This window comes from Cytobacillus oceanisediminis, from assembly GCF_003182355.1.
Taxonomy (GTDB): Bacteria; Bacillota; Bacilli; order Bacillales; family Cytobacillaceae; genus Cytobacillus; species Cytobacillus oceanisediminis_A.
This window is the reverse complement of sequence record NZ_QGTW01000006.1, coordinates 87924-108641: the sequence shown is the minus strand read 5'-3', so window position 1 is coordinate 108641 and position 20718 is coordinate 87924. Positions and strand designations below refer to the sequence as shown.

Below are 20718 nucleotides of genomic sequence, written 5' to 3'. Positions count from 1 at the left end.
TTTTTACTCCAGGCAACTATTTATACTGACTAAAAAAATTTTACCTTCGTAATAGCTCATCTCATAAACGCAGGCTGAAAATTAATAGTTTACCAATTTAAAAATAGGGGAATGCCTTTCATAGAATAGAGGAGGTGCTTTTATGGACCAATACCCAAGGTCTTCAAATCAGCAAGATAGCCAATGTGAAGTGAACGAACAAGCATCAAACCAAGAAGCAATCCCTGTAAACGAGGTAGTAGTTAACAAAGAAACGATACTTGCAAATGAAACCGGTGTACAAAATGAAACTTCATCTACTGTACACAATGAAACCACGTCCGCCAGCCAATCAAGAAACTATCTCCTTCCCGGGATTGTGATTGGAAGTATTTTAGGAGCAGCAATGGCTCTTCGTGATCCTCAAACGCGGAAGAAGGTTACAGACACCGCTGCAAACCTAAAAGAAAATCCTAAGGAAACGATGGAAGATATGACACAGCGATTTAAAAATGCTTCATTTTCATTTAAGGAAGCCATGTCGGAAGCTAATGCGATCTTCACCATGGTCAATGACCAGCTTCTGAAAAACAAGGGATCCAATTCGATCACTGGCAATTTGGCAAATACCGCGAATTTAGTAAATGTAGCTTCAGAAGCAAAAGAGAAGTTAAAAGAGGCTGCCGCAAATCTGTCTGAAGCCGGTAGAGCACTTTCTTCATCCCCTTCCCAGACGACTTCTTCGGGAAGCAGGACTAGCGGTACAGTTCAATAGATGCAAAAAAGGAGCAATTTCATAATTGCTCCTTTTTTGTGTGTAATTTTAGCATAAATAAAAGCTGAAGCGTCTGCCGCGCTCGAAGGGCCATTCCCCTCTTTAAAATAGAAGAAGCACCTGAATCCTCATATTAGCTTTGCGGGCAAACAAAGGACAATTCTAAAGGATCCGAGTGATTTAGAATATGCTTTAAAGAGCAGTTAGTGTGTTTACAGGAAAATCCGTCCAAAGTCTCTCCAATATGGACGTTATACAGAGCGGTTGCGGAAGAAGTTGTTTATTGGCAAGCTGATGAAAACCGTAAACATATTAGACTGTGGTATAAGCTTGAAGGGCGGTATCCCTATAAAAATCCATCATTTATTTTTATCTTTTATCTGTATTAAAAATCTATAAAAACAGTTTTCCCTGGTAAAGCCATTCCTTGCATAGATGCCGTTGACAAGGGCAAAATAGTAAAAATTTTCTCCTGAATTGGAAAAAGGAATTGTTTATGATAGGTCTTATTGTTTCAATCACCATATCGAAAGGTATACAGAAAGAAGTATGACAGCGAAAAACAATGATAGGAATATGCGCTATTATGTTTTTTAATGGTATTCTAAGATGTTGACAGGGTTTTTCTAATCAAAGGTAAAAGGAGCTTGATATATTGTCAAAATTCACCCAATAAATGTTCCAGGAAATGCAGAAGAAGCTATGAACTTTTACACTTCATTAATTAAGGATTCAAAGATAACTAGCATCACTCGTTATCAAGAAGCAAATCGCCGGGTAAAAAGGGGAGCGTAGTGAAAGGCAGCTTCTAAGTTCGGCGTATCGTGGCAGCTTAACCTTCCACTTTAAAGAAATAAAAAAGTGCTATAAACCGCGGTGCATTAAATTTATGCAATTTGCCTAGGGGCGTTTATTATTTTAATTTTACAAACCATAAATGGATTAGAATATCCATTAGCATAAAAGAATATTGGAGATGATTTTAATGAGTAAAGCGAAAGCCAAGAGCGGAACAGGCAGAGGAACAGGAAAGAAGGGATGGAATCGTTGGCAAAAGAGTGCAAATAAAGCCAAAAGTGCGAAACCCTATAAAAGCAAGGGTGTGAAGCATGGAGAAAGTACAAAGTCGCCAAGTAATGGTTATGAAGACAGCTCAGATAAAAAGTGACAGCTGAATAAATACATGTCCTTAACAAGCCAGGGATTAATTGGCTGGAAAATTACACCTCAAGCAAACCTATAAAAATCAGTACCATAACTGTCTACTTTAATTCTTATGGAATTGCTATAATAATATGGACTTGCGCAGCGGAGGTGAATACAACATGATCTGGTTTATAGAAGCGTTACGAAAAACATTTAATTTCAGCGGCAGATCCAGACGAAAAGAGTACTGGATGTTTATACTGGTTACATTTATTATTTCAGTCATTCTTACCATTTTGGAGATGTCTCTTGGACTGGAGTTTAACGAAAATTTTGGGATCTTAACAACCCTATTTTCTCTTATCCTTTTAATTCCGAGTCTTTCCGTCACAGTTCGCAGACTTCACGATACCGGAAAGAGCGGGTGGTGGATTTTAATATCTCTGATTCCTTTAATCGGGGGAATTGTTATCTTGATCTTTACTTTTATGGACAGCGAGCCGGGCTCAAATAAATACGGTCCAAATCCGAAAAAAGCGGCAATTTAATAATAATCCTGGCCACCCATGTGGCTGGGATTTTTATTTTTATGAAACTTTTTTAACAAAGTATACGTATTAAAATGTAATCTAAATTTTTCTATAAAAGGCGATTATCGAGATTTAAAGGAGGAACCCCTCCCCATGGTTTTTGGTTCAAAGGTAGTTAAGCATTTTAAAGTTATTATTGCTCTGGTCGTTTTGCTTATGGACTTCCGTATCTATAAAGTATGTTTTTTATAATGATTTCCTTTTAGTAAAAGGCGGGCAGATTAGCCGTGAAATCCTTTATGATGAAATTACGCAAATTTCATCTGCAAATGATATGTATACCGGTTACAGAATTTTGTCATCGAAAGGCATTGTGTAATTTTTTTCACAAAAAAACTTTATTAGGGAGCGTCAAGATTTGCCTGAAAATAATGAATAGTTTATCGCCGAAATAATGAAACGCTGTCCCAGGGTAAAGGTTCATGGTTAAATTTTTTAATAGAAAGGAATTTAGATGATGGAACAATTAAAAAAACAAATACTCGAACTGGAGCTAAAGCTACTTAAACCTGAAATCCGTACTTCTCCTAAAGAGATTGATAAGCTGCTTGCGGAAGGTTTTTTTGAATTCGGAAGCTCAGGGAACGTCTGGTATAAAAAAGATTGTATTGTGCCAGAAGGAATCGGAGTAATGAAGATGACTCTTTCCGAATTTGATCTTCACCCATTATCAGATGATACAGTGCTGGCAACCTATCGGGTAAGGGACGATACCAGAATGCAGAATTCGTTGCGCAGCTCTATATGGAAATTTATCGATGGCAGATGGCAGATGTTTTTTCATCAGGGAACGATCACAAAATCCTAAAAAGGAGGCTGTATCTTGGGCAGGGAAATTCATTTTGGAGAAGTAGAACTTACTTTAAAGCTAACGGGTCTAACAGCATATTTTGCTCTGAAGCGGAAAATCATCATGCCTTACTCTATGATCAAAAATGTTACGGTTGACTATTTTCAAGCTCCCCAATGGATGCTGAGGATGCCCGGTACTTCAATTGCTCCTTTAAATATATATGAAGGCAGCTATAAATACGGAAATGAATGGTATTTTCTTTCCTATGAACGAAGAGAGCCGTTAATGATCATTGGTCTGGAAGGCCATGTAAAATATAACTATGTTATTTTTCAAATCGATCTGGCAACAAAATTAGCGGCTGAGGTTCGGAGACGAATAAATGAGTTAAATACTTTAACAAGCTATTAATTTGTTTATGAGAATCTTTTTTTAAAGCGAGGTTTTTATTTGCGGAAAAAGCTAGAAAAAAGGCTTTCCTATCTTTACACAGGTGAAACGATGAGTCTCATTCTATTTATTTTTATTAGTTATTTGCTAAATTATACATTCCCTCAAATGCATTTATATTCTCTTCTTTCGTTTTGGACATCGTTTTTGCTGCTGGAATTTCTTTTGGTGCAAGGGGCTGTTTACTGGTTTGTAAAATGGATGCGGTTAAGGAGTGAGAATACATCGATTACTCCTATCAGGATTGTTCAGAAGTTAAGGTCTTTAAAGAAAATAAATGTAGGTTTTATCATAATCCTTCCTGGTGCATTCATAGCAGATTATGTAAAGTGGCAGCCTTAACTGCCATTAAGCGGTATATTTTTTCTGCATTTATCTACATCTTTGCCATTCTGGAGTATATTAACTATTTTCATATTTAGTTATCCTATGATAATCCCTCTGACATTAAAAGTCTTTTGAGATCCAAACAATTCAAACAAGCTTGTTTAAGCAAGGATTTTGAAAGGCTATAAAAAATAAAAATAGTAGAAAGAAGGGGATACATGGTAAATTCCTTTGATTAACGACGAAATCGAAGGGAGTTAGCTAAGATAGGTAGTTAATGCATCCGATTAACAACGAAATCGAAGGGGTTTAGCTAAAAAGGGTAGTTAATCCCGCCGATTAACGACGAAATCAAGGTGGTTTAGCTAGAAAGGGTAGTTAATCCCGCCGATTAACGACGAAATTGAAGGAGTTCAGCTAGAAAGGGTAGTTAATCCCGCCGATTAACGACGAAATCGAAGGGGTTAAGCTAAGAAAGGTAGTTAATCCCGCCGATTAACGACGAAATCGAAGGAGTTAAGACTAAAAAAGTAGCTAATCCATCTGATTAACTTGTATTCTCACAGGAAACAAGCAGCTATTCAAATAAATGTTTTTCTGCTAGGGATAAAACTTAGTAAGTCTTTATATCTTAAAAGGTATTAGTGTTGTTGTAGAAAAAGGAGGTCTTTTTGTGAGCGTTGGCCAAAATTATTTAAAGATCGTGGTGAACAGGTTTCAAAGCGTCAAGAGTCTTGGCGATAAGACAATCCAACAGCTTTCTGATGATGAGTTGAATTGGGCTTATAATGATGAATCGAATAATGTGGCTGTGATTATAAGGCATTTGAGCGGCAATATGGTTTCCAGGTGGACTGACTTTTTAACAACAGATGGAGAGAAAGCATATCGAAATCGTGATGAAGAATTTTCAACAGCTATTGCTTCCAGGGAAGAACTGCTAAAAATTTGGGATAAAGGCTGGCAGGTACTTTTCGCAGCATTAGATAGTTTAAATGAACAGGATTTACTAAGGAAGGTTTATATTCGCGGTGAAAGTCATTTAGTTATAGATGCTATTGAAAGGCAAATGGCTCATTATGCATACCATGTTGGACAGATTGTCTATATTGGCAAGCTATTAAAGGATGAGAAATGGGAAAGTCTAAGTATTCCTAGAGGGAAGTCTGAAGAGTATCTTCAAGAAATGCTCGACAAACATGAAGCTGAAAAATAGACGATTAAACTTTGAGCAATCCAATAGTTCAGAGGAATATATTTGAAGAATATAAGAATCATTTTATCTTTAATTGTAATTTCCGTATCCCTTTAAATGCTATTCAGCGAGAGCTTTGAATTAGTTCCTTACAATGCCTTTTTTCTGGGTTTATTGATGTTGGTGATTGGATTGGAAGAACTAAAAAAAGGCGAAAAGGGGTATCGATATTTAAGCATTGCGGTTTCGCTCTTTATTTTTTTGTCTCGTTACAAATATTTATAAACTAGGGATATGGTATAATTGAGAAAAAATGGAAGAATTGTTCTCTTTGGAGTTTATTACTGTAAAAGTATTGTTAGTTTCATTGTTTATTATCCTTATACATAGTATCGAAACGCTTGCCTACGCGGTACGGTTATCAGGAGCGAGGGTGAAGCTGATTGCTTCGGGTTTGTCTTTATTTAGCATGATAGTGATTGTATCGAGGATGGCTAATATGATGCAACAGCCATTCACTGGCAGTATTGTTGATACAGCACCAGAAGAAAATTTCCTGGCTTTTGTGGAAAACCAGTACAGAGTCCTGATAGGCGCGTCTACAGTTGGAACCATCATCGGGATTTTATTGCTGCCGACCTTTGTCGCAATTTTTTCAAGAGCTATCATTCACCTGGCAAACGAGGGGGGATCCGTGCCTTCATTGCTGAAAATCGGTTTTACCTGGAAATATCTAAAAAGAGGATTGACACAATTTGGGATTCCCCGATTTTCTTATTTAAAAGGAATAAAATTAAGCGAAATACCGAAAAGGCTGTTTTTGTTTAATATGTTCGTAACGGCTATTTATACAATTGGTGTCTTATGCGCTTTATGCCTCTTTGCTGGCACCTGATAGATCTGGGACAACCGTTATGGCTTCCGGCCTGATAAACGGGGTCGCAACCATCCTTTTATCTATTTTCGTCGATCCGAAAATTTCTGTACTGGCAGATAATGTTGTACACGGAAAAGGTAAGTACTCGACACTCAAAGGGATATCGATCTTGATGATTTCTTCAAGGCTTATTGGAACTGTCATTGCACAAGTGTTGTTCATACCAGGAGCCTATTATATTGCCTGGGTTTCCAAATACCTCGTTATGTTTAGCTGAAAAAGGGATGCAGGAACAGCCAGTATATGTTTTAAATGCTTGTCTGAAGAGCTTATTTAAGTGGTTGCCAGGTTTGGAGATTTGTAAAGCAAAAAAGAGCTGACGGAAATGTCCGTCAGCTCTTTGCTTTTTATAATTTAACAACTTCTAAATAATGCAGCTGATGCCCGTCTTTTTCATGTACTTTGAATGTAAAGCCTTCAGCTTCAATGGCAGTTCCGATATCAGCGTCATCCATATGCTGAGTCAGGAACCAACCGCCAATTGTATCTACATCTTCATGGTGAAAATCAGTCCCTAGTAAATTGTTAACATCTTCTATAAGCAATTTGGAATTCAGAATATAGTGATGGTCATTTAATTTTCGAATTTCAGGGATTTCATCTTCGTCAAATTCATCCCGGATTTCACCGACGATTTCCTCCAGGATATCTTCTACGGTTACTAAACCGGAAGTGCCGCCATATTCATCGATAAGTATCGCCATATGTGTCCGTTCTTTTTGCATTTTGACAAGCAGGTCATGAATCGGAATGCTTTCAATGACATGGATGACTGGATTAATGAAGGAATCCAAATCCAATTTTTCCGGCTTTAATCTGTTTGTCAGATTGGCTGTTAAGAATTCTTTCACATTGATGAAACCGCGGATATTGTCTTTGTCTCCATCTTCCACAGGGTACCGCGTGTAATTTTCAGATTGGATCGTGTCGATTATCTCTTTAAAGCTGTCGTCAATGGAAATCGTGATCATTTCCGTCCGCGGAACCATGATTTCTTTGGCTACTCTTTCGTCAAATTCAAAGATATTGTTCATGTACTTCAATTCATTTTTATTAATTTCACCGCTTTTATAACTTTCCGATAAAAGAATCCGGAGTTCCTCTTCCGAATGGGCGATTTCATGTTCGGATGCAGGCTTTAAGCCAAACAGGCCAACAAGGACACGCGCTGACCCATTTAAGAACCAGATAATAGGATAGGCAATTTTATAAAACCATATAATCGGTTTTGCAAATGCCAAGGTAATAGCTTCTGCCTTTTGAATGGCAACCGTTTTGGGGGCTAGCTCCCCAATTACAACATGAAGAAAGGTTACAAGGGCAAAAGCAATTCCAAAGGATAGTATATGGGTTACCGATTTATTCAGCTCAAAATACTCAAACAATGGGTGCAAGAGCTTCTCAACAGTAGGTTCACCAAGCCAACCTAGTCCTAATGCAGTCATGGTGATTCCTAGCTGGCAAGCTGATAAGTATTCATCTAAATGGGATACGACTTTCTTGGCCGCTGCTGAGCCTTTTTTTTCTTCAGCTATTAGCTGATCGATCCTCGAAACACGGACCTTTACAATGGCAAATTCCGTTGCGACGAAAAATGCGGTTAATGCTATTAATAAAGCAATCAGTAATAAATTAATGGTTGTGGTCAACGAGCAGTCTTACATAAAGTAAGACTTACACCTCCTATAGATTGTTTGTTAAAGTTTCCCTGCACAATTTCAGTGCCGACGTATTCATTAGCTCAGCAATAAGAGCAATGACTGAATTAATGATAAGCTATCGTTTGATAATTTCTTTTTAAAGTGTTCATATTTAATTGGATCAGATTCTTTCAACTGAGAAAGAGCCTTAGATACATCCTTCTCCAAATCCTGTATTTTTAAGCGGAGTTCAAGAACATCCACTTCTTCAGAAAATTGGCTGATCACCTTATTCTTAATTTCCTCTAATGATAATCCATCATCCTTACATTTTTCAATAAAAGCAATACGTTCGATAGAGGAGTAATCATAATAGCGGTAATTTGAAGGAGAACGTTCTGCTTTTAATAAGCCAAGTGTTGTATAGTAATCTATTGTTCTCTTGGTAACATTGGCTTTCTCAGCCAACTCCCCAATTCTTAACTTCTCAGCCCCATGAGTACCCCTCCGAACTATAACGTAATGGTTTATGAATTAATTATACTAGAATGTGATTAGTTAGCAAGAAAAATGATTATTAAATTTGATGAAGGACATTTTGATCTAATCTTCAAGAAATTTGGTTCTTCAAAGGGTAAATGAAGGACATTTTGTCCCTACATTCAAGGAGTTTCGTCCCTCAGAGGTTTAATGAAGGATATCTTGGTCTTCCCTTCAAGGAGTTTTGTCCTTCATGGATTTAACTTATATTGGGAAATTGTGCTAAAATGTAGATTCGGAGGGGGAGGTAATAAGGAGTATTAACAGACCAGCAGGATTTGGAATCAGGCTATTGGCCAGTTTTCTGGACTTCTTATTGATCTTGTTTGTATGTGCAATTGGATATTATATCATTTATGGGGAGTTCATTGTTACCTGGAAGGACAGCTTAACCTGGCAATTGATCTATATAGCTTACTTAACTATAACGCCTGTCTTTTGGTCTGGCTATGTAATCGGCAAGAGAATTTTTAAGATAGGGATTAAAAGGTATATAGATGACCAGAATCTCACTCTCGGTAATATGTTTTGACAGAGGTGATTGGACATTATTTACTTATGGGACTAACTTTTGTAATATCAATGATCGTCAGTATTATAATGATTATTTTCCGTAAAGATGGAAGGGGACTGCATGATTTAATTGGAGGTACATATATAGGATACAAGGGGTAAAAAAAGATATGTCTAATAAATTACTAAACATCGAACAGTTAATGGAAGCATTAACAAAATCATGGTCATTAACTTCAAGCTCCAAGTGGACCAGTGAAAATCCAGCGAATGGCCAATGCGGGGTGACTGCTTTGGTTGTAAATGATCTACTTGGTGGAGATATAAAGAAAACGGAGTTAAGTAAAGGCTGGCATTTCTATAACACTATTAATGGTAAACGGTATGACTTTACAGCTTCCCAGTTCAAAGAGGATATTGATTATATGGATCTTCCTTCAAACCGGGAGGAAGCTTATGCTGATACGAATGAAAGTCAATATGCTTATTTGAGAAAATCTGTATTCCTTTATTTTAATCAATAAAGAACCGGCACTGAGAAACAGTGCCGGCCTCAATTTATTAATTTGCCTTAAGTCCTTCTCTTTTTTCCTCAGTTTCTGCCACAATAACAGCGCATGCAGCATCACCAGTAATATTGACGGCTGTACGTGTCATATCAAGCAGGCGGTCTATTCCGATAATTAAGGCTATACCTTCGACCGGCAGGTTAACTGAATTCAGGACCATAGCCAGCATAATTAGGCCGACTCCCGGTACACCAGCAGTACCAACGCTTGCAAGAACAGCTGTTAGGACAACAGTGATTATCTGTGTGAAGGTAAGATCCACGTTGAATACCTGTGCAATGAAGATCGTGGCGACACCCTGCATAATAGCTGTTCCGTCCATATTGATTGTGGCGCCGAGCGGCTGGACAAAGCTGCTTATGGACTCCGGCACTTTCAGGTTTTTCTGGGCTGTGCTCATGGAAATCGGTAAAGTGGCATTACTGCTTGATGTACTAAATGCAACACCCATTGCAGGTGCAAAGCCTTTAAAGAACCATAAGGGACTCTTCTTTGCAAAGACGGCTACTGAAGTTCCATAAGTCAAGATGGCATGTACAATTAGTGCAAGTACGACGACGATCATATATAGGCCCATCGCTTTGATGGCATCAAGGCCCTGGCTGCCGACAGCGGAAACAATGAGGCCAAAAGTTCCGTATGGAGCAAATTTCATTACCAGATTAACAAGATACATCATAAGGTCATTGCCTTGTTCAATTAAATTCAATATTCCTTTTGTTTTGCTTCCAAGCATTGTCAGGGCAAAACCGACAAATACAGAGAATGCAATAATCTGAAGCATATTTCCTTCAGCGAAAGCTTTTACTGGATTGGTTGGAATAATATTTAATAGTGTGTCAGAAACAGGGGGAGCTTCCTTTGATTCATACTCCACATTCGTTATATCAAATTCTCCAACATTTCCCGGCTGAAATATAGCTGCAATGGAAAGGCCAATGATAATGGCTATACTTGTAGTTAAAAGGAAAAATGAAATCGTTTTAATACCGATCCGCCCTAGTTTTTTCGGATCGCCAAGACCTGCAGTTCCCAGAGTAATTGAAAAGAATACAATCGGAACAACAAGCATATTTATAAGGTTTAAAAATATCTTTCCAAGCGGAGTGAAGATAAATTGGTCCAGCTGCGGGAAAATGCCAGGTGCAAATATATTAATGAACAAACCTGTGATTCCCCCAGCGATCAGGGCAATAATAATTTTAGTTGATAACTTCATGACGATTACCTCCAATAGCTAAATATACAAAGAAATACAAGAGCGAGAATTTTTATTTTTCCTATAATACCCATAATTCAGATGAATTCCCCTAAAATTGGCCATAAAAAAACACAGAGGCAAAAACCACTGTGCAAAACTGCCGTGTTTTCCTCTCAACACGCTTACGAGGTTAGCTGTCGGGTTCGGGTCTTGAGAGTACCCTACCTTAAAAAAGGATTCACCCCAAATACTTATAAAATAAGTACAAATGGTTCCCCCGCTCAAAAGATTAAGCGAATGACTTATAAAATTTTTCTTGTATAATATTAGGTTGTTGAGAAGTGGTTAGTTTTAGTGTTTTTGCCGTTTTCGGGGTTATAACTATTTCTATTGTCCTGATAGTAATTTAATATGAATTTTTAAGTTTGTCAATTTATAAATTAGAAGTTAAACCTATTGTCCTATTTGTTTTCTGTTATAAATCACAAAATACGAATCTCAAATTAAACTTTATTAGTTTAATTTGAGCTGCCTTTTACGTTGAAATATTTATTTTTAAAAGTTCAGCCATCTTAATAATGGATGTCTATTCTTGTCTTTAATTTTTACATCTTTCATATTTACCTGCTCCTGGTGCTCTGAAAGCCATTTTCTTAGCTCTGCCTTATCCTTACAATGTGTATAATACATTTCCCCATTTTTGCCTGTAGCGCTAACGACATATCTGCAAGTATTCCCCATAATACACCCTTTTTCATTTAATATCTTAGAGAATTATAACAAGTATTTGCAGAATGTCTACCATTTCTTTTAATACGATCCTGGGCAGGTCAGCCCTTTAGAGTAGAAACAAGGAAGTTTGCAGAAAAAATAGAATAAAATAAGATATAAATCTTAGTGGGGGATATGCATGCGCAGGCCAAACGAGGAGAATAAGTTAGAAATTTTAGTACGGAAAATTCATCCGGGTAACAGGCTGAATAAGGTATGGGATTTAAAAGGCGGAGTTTCAGCGGAAGTAAAAGGTCTTGAAGTGGTTAGGCCTTGTGGGCATATTTTAAAAATGGTGGTCCGCCAGCATGGGGATGCTGATTTTTCAAGGAATCCCAACATAGCCGCTGATGAATTAGTGTTGCTAAAGGTTTTAAAATCAGAGGGGATTCCAGTCCCGTCACCGTATTATCTTGAAAATACTGGAGAGATTTTTTCCAGGCCATGTTTAGTAATAGAGTTCATAGAGGGAACAACTGAAATTCCTGATGACATGGAAAAGGGTTATTTGGAACTTCTAGCTGTGGAATTAGCAAAAATCCATTGTTTGGACATCTCAAAATATAAATTATCCTTTCTGCCTAGAAAGGAAGAAAGGTTTGCTGAGATGCTGGAGAAAGTTGACGCTGATAACGCGGTTCTGGCAGCGCTGACGTCAGTCTTTCCGTTTCCCGGGAGAAATACTGATGTCTTGCTGCATGGGGATTACTGGCCAGGTAATATTTTGTGGAATGATGGCAAGATTGTATCCATAATCGATTGGGAAGATGCGTGGATAGGTGACCCGCTTGCAGATTTGGCGAATGGACGTTTGGAAATTCTTTTTCAATTAGGAAAAGATGCTATGAATTATTTTACTGAACAATATAAATCGGCCATGACAGAAGTTGACTATTCCAATCTGCCTTACTGGGATCTATGGGCTGCATTACGTCTATCCAAGGTTACGGAATGGGGACTTGATGAAAATACTATAAAAACCATGAAGGAAAAAATCAACTGGTTTATATCCCAAGCGATTGACTAGATGAAATCGGAAATTTTCAAAATACAAAACTATAAAATGCCGGACAGAGCTGGGCATGTACTAATTGGCAAGGGTGCAGAGTGAATGGGGTATTGGTTCGGACTTGCATATTGGTTATTGATTTGTGGGTTCTGTAGCTTTATTGATTGCAGGTGTATCAGAAAGGTTAAGAAAATACTATTAATTGGCAGCTTTTTGCTTGTTTTGCAGTCACTATGTGAAGTGTGTAGCTTTCAAAACACTGAGGTATGGAATGAAAAGGGAGAGTGCGGTATATCCAAATAAAGTAAAGATGCCCTCATTCAAGGGCATCTTTTTATAGAACATCATTCAATTCAGTATTAGAATAGACGGAGATTAAGACCACGGCTTTTTCATCAGTAACGTTTTTGGCGAAGTGCGGTACACTTGCATTCCAGCTGAAGGAATCGCCGGCTTCAACAATAAATGAATCTTCTCCTTGTTCGGCCAAAATTTTTCCCTCGAGCACGAGATGGCACTCTTCTCCTTCATGGGCATGTTGTTCACCCATGGATGCTCCAGGCGGAAATTCAACAATCATCATCCTCAGGCCGCCTTTTGACGTTAAATGTTCTATCTTTAAGTTGTTAAAAGTCGAAGTCGTTCTTTCCTCTTTGCGGACGACCCTCATATGCTGTTTCTTCTCCAGCAGCAAATAGGGAAGCGGGACGCCAAGAAATTCTGCAATCGTACTCAGAGTATTAATGGAAGGGGATGTATTATTATTTTCCACATTGCTGATGAAGCCTTTTGATAATCCCGTCCCTTCAGACATCTGTGCAATGGTGATTTTTTTGCGGTTTCTGATTGCCCGTATTTTTGTTCCAATGTCCAGTTTAATCACCTCAGGAGTTTCCTAATAAAAAACATATTTATATATTAGCAAAAAAATAATTGACAATCTAGAGGGACTCTTGTTATCTTATAGATAATTAATATTCATATGAAGAAACAATCGTTTTTTTTGTCTTTTTGTTATCTAATATGAATCTTTAATCTCTATAAAGAAACGCGGGTGCCATTTGAGATGCGAAGTGGCTTTTATATTAATTAAAAAAGGAGGAATAATACGATGATGCCATCATTTTTTATTGCCCACGGAGCACCATTGCTTGCGATTGAAAAAAATATATATACTCAATTTTTGCAATCCTTGGGCGTTTCATTGGAAAAGCCAAGAGCGATTATTCTATTTTCTGCTCACTGGGAATCAGCAGTTCAAAAAGTAAGTGATATTAATGACTTTGATACGATTTATGATTTTGGCGGATTTCCGGAAGAGTTATACCGGATTAAGTACCCTGCTAAAGGCAAAAGAGAAGTCACAAAAGAAATTACGGAATTGTTTACGAAGCAGGGGATCGCTTTTGAAGTCGACGAAAAGCGAGGCTTGGACCACGGTGCTTGGGTTGTTCTTAGGATGCTTTATCCTCAAGCAGACATTCCAGTCATTTCAATGTCAGTTAACCCAAAGCTCACACCTGAGGAACAATATAAAATTGGTAAGTCCTTGGCGGCATTAAGGAAGCAGGATATATTGATCATTGGGAGCGGTGGCACGGTTCATAACCTTGGAGCAGTAAACATGTTCAAGGACAATGGTTCGGTCGATAGCTGGGCGCTTGAATTTGAAGAATGGCTTGAAAAACATATTAGCGAGTGGGATTTGGAATCATTATTCAACTACAAATCTTTGGCCCCGAATGCAGATATCGCGGTTCCGGCATATGGAAATGAACATTTCATTCCGCTTTTTTATGCAATGGGTGCGGCCGATCAAGAAAGGGCCGCCAAACTTTTGCATCGAAGCTATCGATATGGAAATTTAAGCCACAGTGTGTGGCAATTTGGCTATTAAAATAATAGGAGGAATATAAATTGGATAACAAATATGAAGTAGGTACACTTATTTTACGGGTTGTTTTGGGATTAACATTCTTTGTCCATGGTCTAGTAAAGTTTCAAGGCGGAATTGAAAACACAGCGGGATGGTTTTCAAGTATTGGCCTGCCAGGATTCCTGGCAACAGTTGTTGCTGCTATTGAGCTGGTCGGCGGAATTGCATTAGTACTTGGTTTATTCAGCAGGGCGGTATCTGCCTTATTCGTCTTACTCATGGCAGGTGCCATTATTAAAGTGAAATTAGCGGGAGGTTTCCTCGGCAATGGCCAAGGGGCCGGATATGAACTGGACCTTGCTCTTCTTGCAATGGCTGCGGCAATTGCAATTACAGGCTCCAAATTATTTGCATTAGATCAGATGGTTTTTAGAGCGAAAGAAAACAGCAGCAATTCTACTTCCATTCAATAAGCTAAAGGCATTACTTCATACAGAGGTAATGCCTTTTTTATGGGATTGAGGGAAACCTGCAGGTTATCTATTTGCATCAAGGGGGGTAAGATGTACCGCAGACCAAATTATTATTGGTGCGGGAACTCAGGCTCTTATTAGTTTATTGTGCTTGCTAATTGGGCAATGGAGAATCCTGGTTTTCATAGAACTAGAACCGTATTCAGCATCAGGGTATTAAGATGATTCCAATTTCACTGGATGCAGATGGGATTAATATTAAATCGCTGCGAAAAAGCGGTGCCAGTGTTGTTTATGTAACCCCTTCACACCAATTTCCCTATGGAATGGTTATGCCCATCAAGAGACGAATGGAATTGCTGATGTGGGCAGAAGATAACAACGGTTATATTATTGAGGATGACTATGATGGTGAGTACCGTTATATCGGGAAGCCGATTCCATCTTTACAGGGGCTGGATGCAAAAGGGAAAGTAGTCTATTTGGGGACTTTTTCAAAATCATTGATCCCTTCAATCAGGATTAGCTATTTAGTTTTGCCTCCAAAAGCTAATGCAGATTTACCAGAATCATTTTACACTCTATAAACAAACAGCATCCAGGCTTCATCAGGATACCCTTTATCGCTTTATGATTGAGGGATGGCAAAGTCATTTGAATAAAATGAGGACGCTCTATCGGAAAAAGCATGAAATTCTAATATCATCCATCAAGAAGCATTTAGGTGACAATGTAAAGGTAATTGGGGGAAAATCCGGCCTCCATATTGTTCTTGAAGTTAACAATGGTATGACAGAAGGCACGTTAATAAGCAATGCTTCGAAGGCAAGTGTAAAGGTATATCCGTTATCAATCTATTACGATGGGGAGAATAACGAGAAATCAGAAGTAATCCTTGGGTTTGGGGGATTAACTCTTTCAGAAATAGAAGAAGGGATTGGTTTATTGAAGGAAGCATGGGATATCTAATCAAATCAGAAAAAGGTGCTTCTAATGAGGCGTACTCCTTACATAGAGTAGTACGCCTTTTACTCGTTATATAAAAAGTCTTTTTCAATTCTCTATAACCTTCATCATCTTTCAAGACAACAATATAATTTTAAGGCAGTTTTTCCGGAAGGAATCATCCGTGTTTCAAAATTCATGCTGTCAAAAAGCTGATGTAAGCTTTCAATTTCTGAAAGGCCATCAGCTCATTGCATTAATCCCGGCAATACTCGATGTTATCCTCTGGTAGGATTTCATATTTCAGTTTCATCCTTATCCCCTTTTTTCCATCATTTTATTTGGAAAGTATCAATTAGTCCAAAGAAAATGGGACTGAACCTTTGACATGATAGAGGAATATTTTCATTGGTATAGAATTTAATTTTAAAAGAAAACTTAAATGAGGGATACACTTGATAAAGGAAATTGATATCCGTGATCGAAAAGCTGCTGATTTCAAAGAATAAGGTTAAGTGGGGACGGTTCTCGTGCTTCTTTTTTCATTTAAAGGGAAGCAACGAGAGCCGTCCCCATGCTTCTTTTCTTTCTTTATGGTAATATATTCTCAAATGATGGAAGAGGAGAAAATGATGAGGACGCTGCAATTAACATTAGGAGAGGCAATTGAGATATGTAAAGCGCTGTCGAATGAGCATAGGATGACGATATTGGATATTCTGACACAAGGACCGATGAATGTAAATGACCTTTCGGAGATGATGGAATTACCTTTTTCTACTGCTGCGGCGAATATCAAGAAACTCGAGGACGCATGCTTAATTTCAACAGAGCTCGTTCCTGGGCGTGGCATGCAGAAGGTAAGCTCCAAGAAATATGATCGGATTGTGATCAACCTTAGGAAGGAAGAGCAGGTTGATGAGAATATTATTACCATCGATATGCCGATTGGAGAGTTTGCCGATTGTGAGATTGGGCCAACTTGCGGGCTGGTGAGTGACTCGGCCTTTTTAGGGATGATGGATGAGCCAAGGTCTTTTTATGAGCCAGAAAGAAAAGAGGCCCAGCTGATTTGGTTCCGTAGCGGCTATATTGAATACAGGTTTCCTAACAGGATTCCTTATGGAGGCAAAGAGGAGCGTTTGGAAATCATGGCGGAACTGTGCTCCGAGGCCCCTTATCACAAGCTGGACTGGCCTTCGGATATTACCGTTTGGGTAAACGGGATTGAAATTGGAACATGGACAAGCCCGAGTGATTTTGGGGGAGAGCGAGGGTTTCTCACGCCAAAATGGTGGCTGACAGAAAATACTCAATATGGCCTGTTAAAAACCTGGACAATCAATCGGCACGGCTCCTTTATTGATGGGGTGAAGCAGTCGGACGTTACCCTTAAGGATTTATCCATTCATGCGAAGCCTTATATTTCAATTAAGTTTGGCGTGAAAAAAAATGCGGTAAATGCCGGAGGGATGAATTTGTTCGGCCATCGGTTTGGAAATTATGAACAAGGGATTATCATGAAGCTCCACTATTCCCATAAAGAGTAAAATAGAAATTCAGCTATGGGTGAAAAATGCTATCGGCAAAATCGATAGCTTTTTTTATAAACACCGTAAATCCTTAGCTTAACGCTTGAAAATTGTCCTAAATCCAGCCCTTGCAGCATGTAAATCTGAAAAAATACTATATTATTTTTTTATTTTTTATTACATAAAATACTGTAATGGTTCCGGCAAACATGTTATAATAATATTCAGAAATATCACTAATATTTTAAGGGGGAAATTGGGTTGAAAAGGATTAAGTTAGTAATGGTCATGATGCTTTTCGTATTAACAGTTTTTACAGGCTGCAGCAGCTCAGAAGAATCAGCATCCTCCAATGATGGAAATGAAAGCGGTAACAAAAAGATTGAATTGAAGTATTGGGTTCCGTTCAGCGGCGGAGACGGCGACTTTATGAAAGCAATGGTCGCAGAATTCAATAAAACCAACCCTGATATTCAAGTTGAAATGCTAAACCTGAAGTGGGAGGAGTATTATACAAAACTTCGCACCGCAGTCGCTTCCAAGCAAGCACCTGATGTAGCGGTTGCCCACACGTCAAAACTGGGAGAGCTTGTTCCTTCCAATATGATTGCCGACCTTGATCCGATCGCTGAAAATGCCGGGATCAAGTGGGATTCCTTTAACCAGAATATCCTGAATGCCACGATGTTTGAAGGAAAACACATGGCATTTCCGCTTGATACTCATGCAATGATCATGTTCTACAATAAAAAAATTCTTGGCGATGCCGGTCTTTTGGACAGCGATGGCAAACCTGCAATCAAGCCGGGCGCCGAAGGATTCGTTAAGTTTCTAAAGCAGGTTCAACAAAAAGCGCCGGCAGATGTGATGCCTTTTGTCGGAACTTCAAACGGCAACGTTCCTTTCTGGATGTGGTGGTCCCTGTACAGCCAGATGGACGGAAAGCTGTTAAGCGAGGATGGCAAGAAAGCAGCTTTTAACAACAAGGAAGGCAAAGAAGCATTGCAGTTTATCTCCGACCTAGTCCATGAGGACAAGCTTTGGCCGAAAAACGTGAAAAACGGTGGGGGAATTTTTGCCGCGGGAAAAGCCGCTGTTAATTTTAACGGAGTATGGTCTACCGGAACATTTGAAAAAAATGAAGGGCTCGACTTTGGTGCAACAACCATTCCGCAGCTTTATGACCAAAAAGCTACCTGGGGCGACTCGCATACCCTAGTGCTTCCGGTCCAGAAAGAAGAAGATCCAAAGAGGCAGGAAGCGGCAGCAACATTTGCCAACTGGCTTGCTGAAAATGGAGCCATGTGGGCAAAAGCCGGCCATGTTCCAAGTAAGCCTGAAGTCATTGAGTCTCCTGAGTTCAAAGAGCTGGAGTATCGCAGTGACTACGTCCAGGTTGTCGATGATGTGAATTTCATGCCGAACTCTGAAAAGCTATTCCCGATTGGCGACATCCTGAGAGCAAACTTTGATCTTGTGATGAATGGACAAGCATCGGTTGACGAAGTAATGAACAAGGCGGAAAAAGAAGTAAATGATTTGCTTGCCAAGTAGATGATGCTTTAAGGGCGGCCCCTTTATGGGGCTTCCTTTCTTATAACGCTATCTGCAGCATGTTTGATAGAAGGAGGTTAACATGGTGGAACCTACAGTACCTGTAAAAAAAGATGGGAAGGGACACATCATCGATAAAAGGGCGGGTAAAATGACAAGTCTGATTGCCAACAAAAAGGCTTTGTCACTCAACCTATTTGCATGGCTGTTCCTGGCGCCTTATCTATTATTCTATTCATGGTTCATGTTGTATCCCATTATCAAGGGATTCATCATCAGCTTATATCAGTGGACGATCGGCAACGAAAGGACCTACGTGGGCCTTGGAAATTATCAAGCAATCTTTAAGGATGGATTTTTCTGGGAAGCCTTGGGGAACACCGTCTACTTTGTCGTCATCTCAACCCCGACTTTGGTGATTGCCGGGATTCTGCTGGCATTAATCGTAAATTCAAGACTAAAAGGCACCGGGTTTCTAAGATCGGCATTTTTCCTTCCTCATATTCTATCAATCTCGGTGATCAGCAGCATTTGGGTATTCGTCCTCCAGCCGTATACAGGCCTGATGAATTCCGTTCTTAAAACACTGGGCGTGACGCAGGAGATTTTCTGGCTGGACAGTGCCAATCTTGCCTGGCTGTCGATTCTTTTGGCAACGATCTGGTGGACGGTAGGGTTCAACATGGTCCTGTTTCTGGCAGGCTTGCAGGAAATTCCGGATGATCTTTATGAGGCTGCCCGCATTGATGGAGCCAACAGCTGGCACTGTTTCCGCTATATTACACTGCCTTCATTGAAAGGCGTCATTTTGCTGGTGGTCGTCCTCCAGTCGATTGCATCTTTTAAATTATTTGGACAGTCTTACCTGATGACAAATGGCGGCCCTGGAACCTCGACGAGGACGCTTGTGCAGTACATCTATGAAACAGGCTTCCGTACGAATGAAATGGGTTTGGCATCTGCCATGTCGTATGTACTCTTTTTGGTTATGGTCCTGTTTGCCATCATCCAATTTAAATTTATGGCCAAGAAAGACTAGGGCAGGAGGGAAGAAAAAATGAATGCAGTTAAACCAAGAGTTACGCTAGGAAGGATCCTTCTTTATATCTTTAGTTACTCATTTGTATTGATTTGGCTGATACCGATGTTATGGATGGTGATCACCGCAATAAAGCCGGACGGCAGCCCGGTAACCGTACTGACAGAATTGATAAAACCTCCTTTTACAATGGACAACTACCAATATGTTTCGGAGAATGCATCGATTTGGAGGTGGACATGGAACAGTGTCTATATAGCCGTCGTGACTACGGCATTAACATTGCTCCTGACTTCAATGGCGGCGTTCGCACTTTCGAGAATCCCGTTCAAGGGAAGCAAGCTGGTTTTTTGGATCATTATCGCAGGCCTTATGGTACCGACTGAGGCCACGATTATTCCATTGTTCCTGATGATGGTCGATTCAGGCCTTGTGAACAGCTATAGCTCGATCATCTTTCCAAGCATTGCCGCTCCCCTGGGGGTTTTGATCCTGAAACAATTCTATGACGGCATTCCAAAAGAACTTGTAGAAGCGGCCGAAATGGATGGTGCGAATAAACTCAGGATTTGGTGGAGCATCTTTTTGCCATTATCGCGTTCGTCAATGGCAGCACTGGGCATTTTTACTTTTATCAGTTCATGGAACAACTTTCTTTGGCCATTTCTGGCAATCAGCGATGAAAAGATGATGACTCTTCCAATCGGCATCCCGCTTTTTCAAAGCGGATATGCGGCAGAGCTTACGATTCCGATGGCGGCCAATATGCTGGCAAGTCTGCCGGCTTTGCTCGTATTTATCTTGTTCCAGAAACACATTATCAAAGGAATCACCATGACAGGAATTAAATAAAAGCGGGAGGCA

The 20718-nt window shown here is 39.4% G+C and carries 23 protein-coding genes, 3 pseudogenes and 1 riboswitch; of the genes and pseudogenes, 22 read left to right on the top strand and 4 right to left on the bottom strand.

Annotation, left to right across the window (positions count from 1 at the left end; genetic code table 11):
* The first annotated feature begins 142 nt into the window (after positions 1 to 142).
* From DFO73_RS12870 to DFO73_RS12815, 11 genes and pseudogenes are all read left to right on the top strand, one after another.
* Positions 143 to 754, top strand: coding sequence for a YtxH domain-containing protein (locus DFO73_RS12870; protein ID WP_110065152.1), 612 nt, complete (start codon positions 143 to 145; stop codon positions 752 to 754).
* A 702-nt stretch (positions 755 to 1456) separates the two neighbouring features.
* Positions 1457 to 1513 (top strand): annotated as a pseudogene (locus tag DFO73_RS29845) (VOC family protein); the annotation flags it as partial.
* A 226-nt stretch (positions 1514 to 1739) separates the two neighbouring features.
* On the top strand, positions 1740 to 1922 hold the full coding sequence (locus DFO73_RS12855) for a DUF3934 domain-containing protein (RefSeq protein ID WP_110065150.1): 183 nt from the start codon (positions 1740 to 1742) through the stop codon (positions 1920 to 1922).
* A gap of 157 nt (positions 1923 to 2079) precedes the next feature.
* The gene (locus tag DFO73_RS12850; RefSeq protein WP_110065149.1) at positions 2080 to 2448 is read left to right on the top strand and encodes a DUF805 domain-containing protein; all 369 of its coding nucleotides are present in this window, start codon (positions 2080 to 2082) and stop codon (positions 2446 to 2448) included.
* Positions 2449 to 2626: 178 nt separating this feature from the next.
* A complete protein-coding gene (locus DFO73_RS29840; protein ID WP_181396006.1) occupies positions 2627 to 2809 on the top strand; it encodes a PH domain-containing protein in 183 nt (60 codons plus the stop codon).
* Positions 2810 to 2947: 138 nt separating this feature from the next.
* Positions 2948 to 3298 (top strand): nuclear transport factor 2 family protein, encoded by a 351-nt coding sequence (locus tag DFO73_RS12840; RefSeq protein WP_110065147.1) that lies wholly within the window; start codon positions 2948 to 2950, stop codon positions 3296 to 3298.
* A 15-nt stretch (positions 3299 to 3313) separates the two neighbouring features.
* A complete protein-coding gene (locus DFO73_RS12835; RefSeq protein WP_110065146.1) occupies positions 3314 to 3694 on the top strand; it encodes a hypothetical protein in 381 nt (126 codons plus the stop codon).
* 39 nt (positions 3695 to 3733) lie between these two features.
* Positions 3734 to 4248: pseudogene (locus DFO73_RS29345) on the top strand (general stress protein).
* A gap of 485 nt (positions 4249 to 4733) precedes the next feature.
* On the top strand, positions 4734 to 5276 hold the full coding sequence (locus tag DFO73_RS12825) for a DUF1572 domain-containing protein (protein ID WP_110065145.1): 543 nt from the start codon (positions 4734 to 4736) through the stop codon (positions 5274 to 5276).
* A 96-nt stretch (positions 5277 to 5372) separates the two neighbouring features.
* Positions 5373 to 5540 carry a DUF3953 domain-containing protein gene (locus DFO73_RS12820; RefSeq protein WP_110065144.1) on the top strand — a complete coding sequence of 56 codons (168 nt, stop codon included), beginning with the start codon at positions 5373 to 5375 and terminating at the stop codon, positions 5538 to 5540.
* 46 nt (positions 5541 to 5586) lie between these two features.
* Positions 5587 to 6409: pseudogene (locus tag DFO73_RS12815) on the top strand (lipid II flippase Amj family protein).
* A 130-nt stretch (positions 6410 to 6539) separates the two neighbouring features.
* Here DFO73_RS12815 and DFO73_RS12810 read toward each other — a convergent pair.
* The gene (locus tag DFO73_RS12810; RefSeq protein ID WP_110065143.1) at positions 6540 to 7841 is read right to left on the bottom strand and encodes a hemolysin family protein; all 1302 of its coding nucleotides are present in this window, start codon (positions 7839 to 7841) and stop codon (positions 6540 to 6542) included.
* Positions 7842 to 7928: 87 nt separating this feature from the next.
* Entirely contained in the window at positions 7929 to 8300 is a 372-nt protein-coding gene (locus tag DFO73_RS12805; protein WP_110065142.1) for a MerR family transcriptional regulator, read from the bottom strand.
* A gap of 364 nt (positions 8301 to 8664) precedes the next feature.
* Between DFO73_RS12805 and DFO73_RS29340 the strand changes: the two genes are divergently transcribed.
* Both DFO73_RS29340 and DFO73_RS12795 read left to right on the top strand, forming a co-directional pair.
* Positions 8665 to 8904 carry a hypothetical protein gene (locus DFO73_RS29340; RefSeq protein ID WP_309043091.1) on the top strand — a complete coding sequence of 80 codons (240 nt, stop codon included), beginning with the start codon at positions 8665 to 8667 and terminating at the stop codon, positions 8902 to 8904.
* A 151-nt stretch (positions 8905 to 9055) separates the two neighbouring features.
* Entirely contained in the window at positions 9056 to 9409 is a 354-nt protein-coding gene (locus tag DFO73_RS12795; protein WP_110065141.1) for a YunG family protein, read from the top strand.
* A 37-nt stretch (positions 9410 to 9446) separates the two neighbouring features.
* Here the strand turns inward: DFO73_RS12795 and DFO73_RS12790 are convergent, their stop codons facing one another.
* Entirely contained in the window at positions 9447 to 10673 is a 1227-nt protein-coding gene (locus DFO73_RS12790; protein ID WP_110065140.1) for a dicarboxylate/amino acid:cation symporter, read from the bottom strand.
* 147 nt (positions 10674 to 10820) lie between these two features.
* A riboswitch (cyclic di-AMP (ydaO/yuaA leader) is annotated at positions 10821 to 10961 on the bottom strand.
* 604 nt (positions 10962 to 11565) lie between these two features.
* Here DFO73_RS12790 and DFO73_RS12780 point away from each other — a divergent pair.
* On the top strand, positions 11566 to 12453 hold the full coding sequence (locus tag DFO73_RS12780) for a phosphotransferase family protein (RefSeq protein ID WP_110065138.1): 888 nt from the start codon (positions 11566 to 11568) through the stop codon (positions 12451 to 12453).
* A gap of 316 nt (positions 12454 to 12769) precedes the next feature.
* Here the strand turns inward: DFO73_RS12780 and DFO73_RS12775 are convergent, their stop codons facing one another.
* The gene (locus DFO73_RS12775; RefSeq protein WP_110065324.1) at positions 12770 to 13309 is read right to left on the bottom strand and encodes a helix-turn-helix domain-containing protein; all 540 of its coding nucleotides are present in this window, start codon (positions 13307 to 13309) and stop codon (positions 12770 to 12772) included.
* A 237-nt stretch (positions 13310 to 13546) separates the two neighbouring features.
* Here DFO73_RS12775 and DFO73_RS12770 point away from each other — a divergent pair, with 237 nt between their 5' ends.
* From DFO73_RS12770 to DFO73_RS12740, 8 genes are all read left to right on the top strand, one after another.
* Positions 13547 to 14332 (top strand): dioxygenase family protein, encoded by a 786-nt coding sequence (locus DFO73_RS12770; protein WP_110065137.1) that lies wholly within the window; start codon positions 13547 to 13549, stop codon positions 14330 to 14332.
* Between the two features lie 20 nt (positions 14333 to 14352).
* Complete coding sequence (locus DFO73_RS12765) at positions 14353 to 14784, top strand: DoxX family protein (RefSeq protein ID WP_110065136.1); 432 nt, start codon at positions 14353 to 14355, stop codon at positions 14782 to 14784.
* A 221-nt stretch (positions 14785 to 15005) separates the two neighbouring features.
* Complete coding sequence (locus tag DFO73_RS29335) at positions 15006 to 15371, top strand: hypothetical protein (RefSeq protein WP_258309448.1); 366 nt, start codon at positions 15006 to 15008, stop codon at positions 15369 to 15371.
* 67 nt (positions 15372 to 15438) lie between these two features.
* A complete protein-coding gene (locus DFO73_RS29330; protein WP_258309447.1) occupies positions 15439 to 15753 on the top strand; it encodes a hypothetical protein in 315 nt (104 codons plus the stop codon).
* A 605-nt stretch (positions 15754 to 16358) separates the two neighbouring features.
* Positions 16359 to 17279 carry an ArsR/SmtB family transcription factor gene (locus DFO73_RS12755; RefSeq protein ID WP_309043086.1) on the top strand — a complete coding sequence of 307 codons (921 nt, stop codon included), beginning with the start codon at positions 16359 to 16361 and terminating at the stop codon, positions 17277 to 17279.
* 243 nt (positions 17280 to 17522) lie between these two features.
* Positions 17523 to 18815: an ABC transporter substrate-binding protein gene (locus tag DFO73_RS12750; protein WP_110065135.1), complete on the top strand. Its 1293-nt coding sequence runs from the start codon at positions 17523 to 17525 to the stop codon at positions 18813 to 18815.
* 82 nt (positions 18816 to 18897) lie between these two features.
* The gene (locus DFO73_RS12745) at positions 18898 to 19854 is read left to right on the top strand and encodes a carbohydrate ABC transporter permease (protein WP_258309446.1); all 957 of its coding nucleotides are present in this window, start codon (positions 18898 to 18900) and stop codon (positions 19852 to 19854) included.
* A gap of 18 nt (positions 19855 to 19872) precedes the next feature.
* Positions 19873 to 20706 carry a carbohydrate ABC transporter permease gene (locus DFO73_RS12740; RefSeq protein WP_110065134.1) on the top strand — a complete coding sequence of 278 codons (834 nt, stop codon included), beginning with the start codon at positions 19873 to 19875 and terminating at the stop codon, positions 20704 to 20706.
* Positions 20707 to 20718 lie beyond the last annotated feature (12 nt).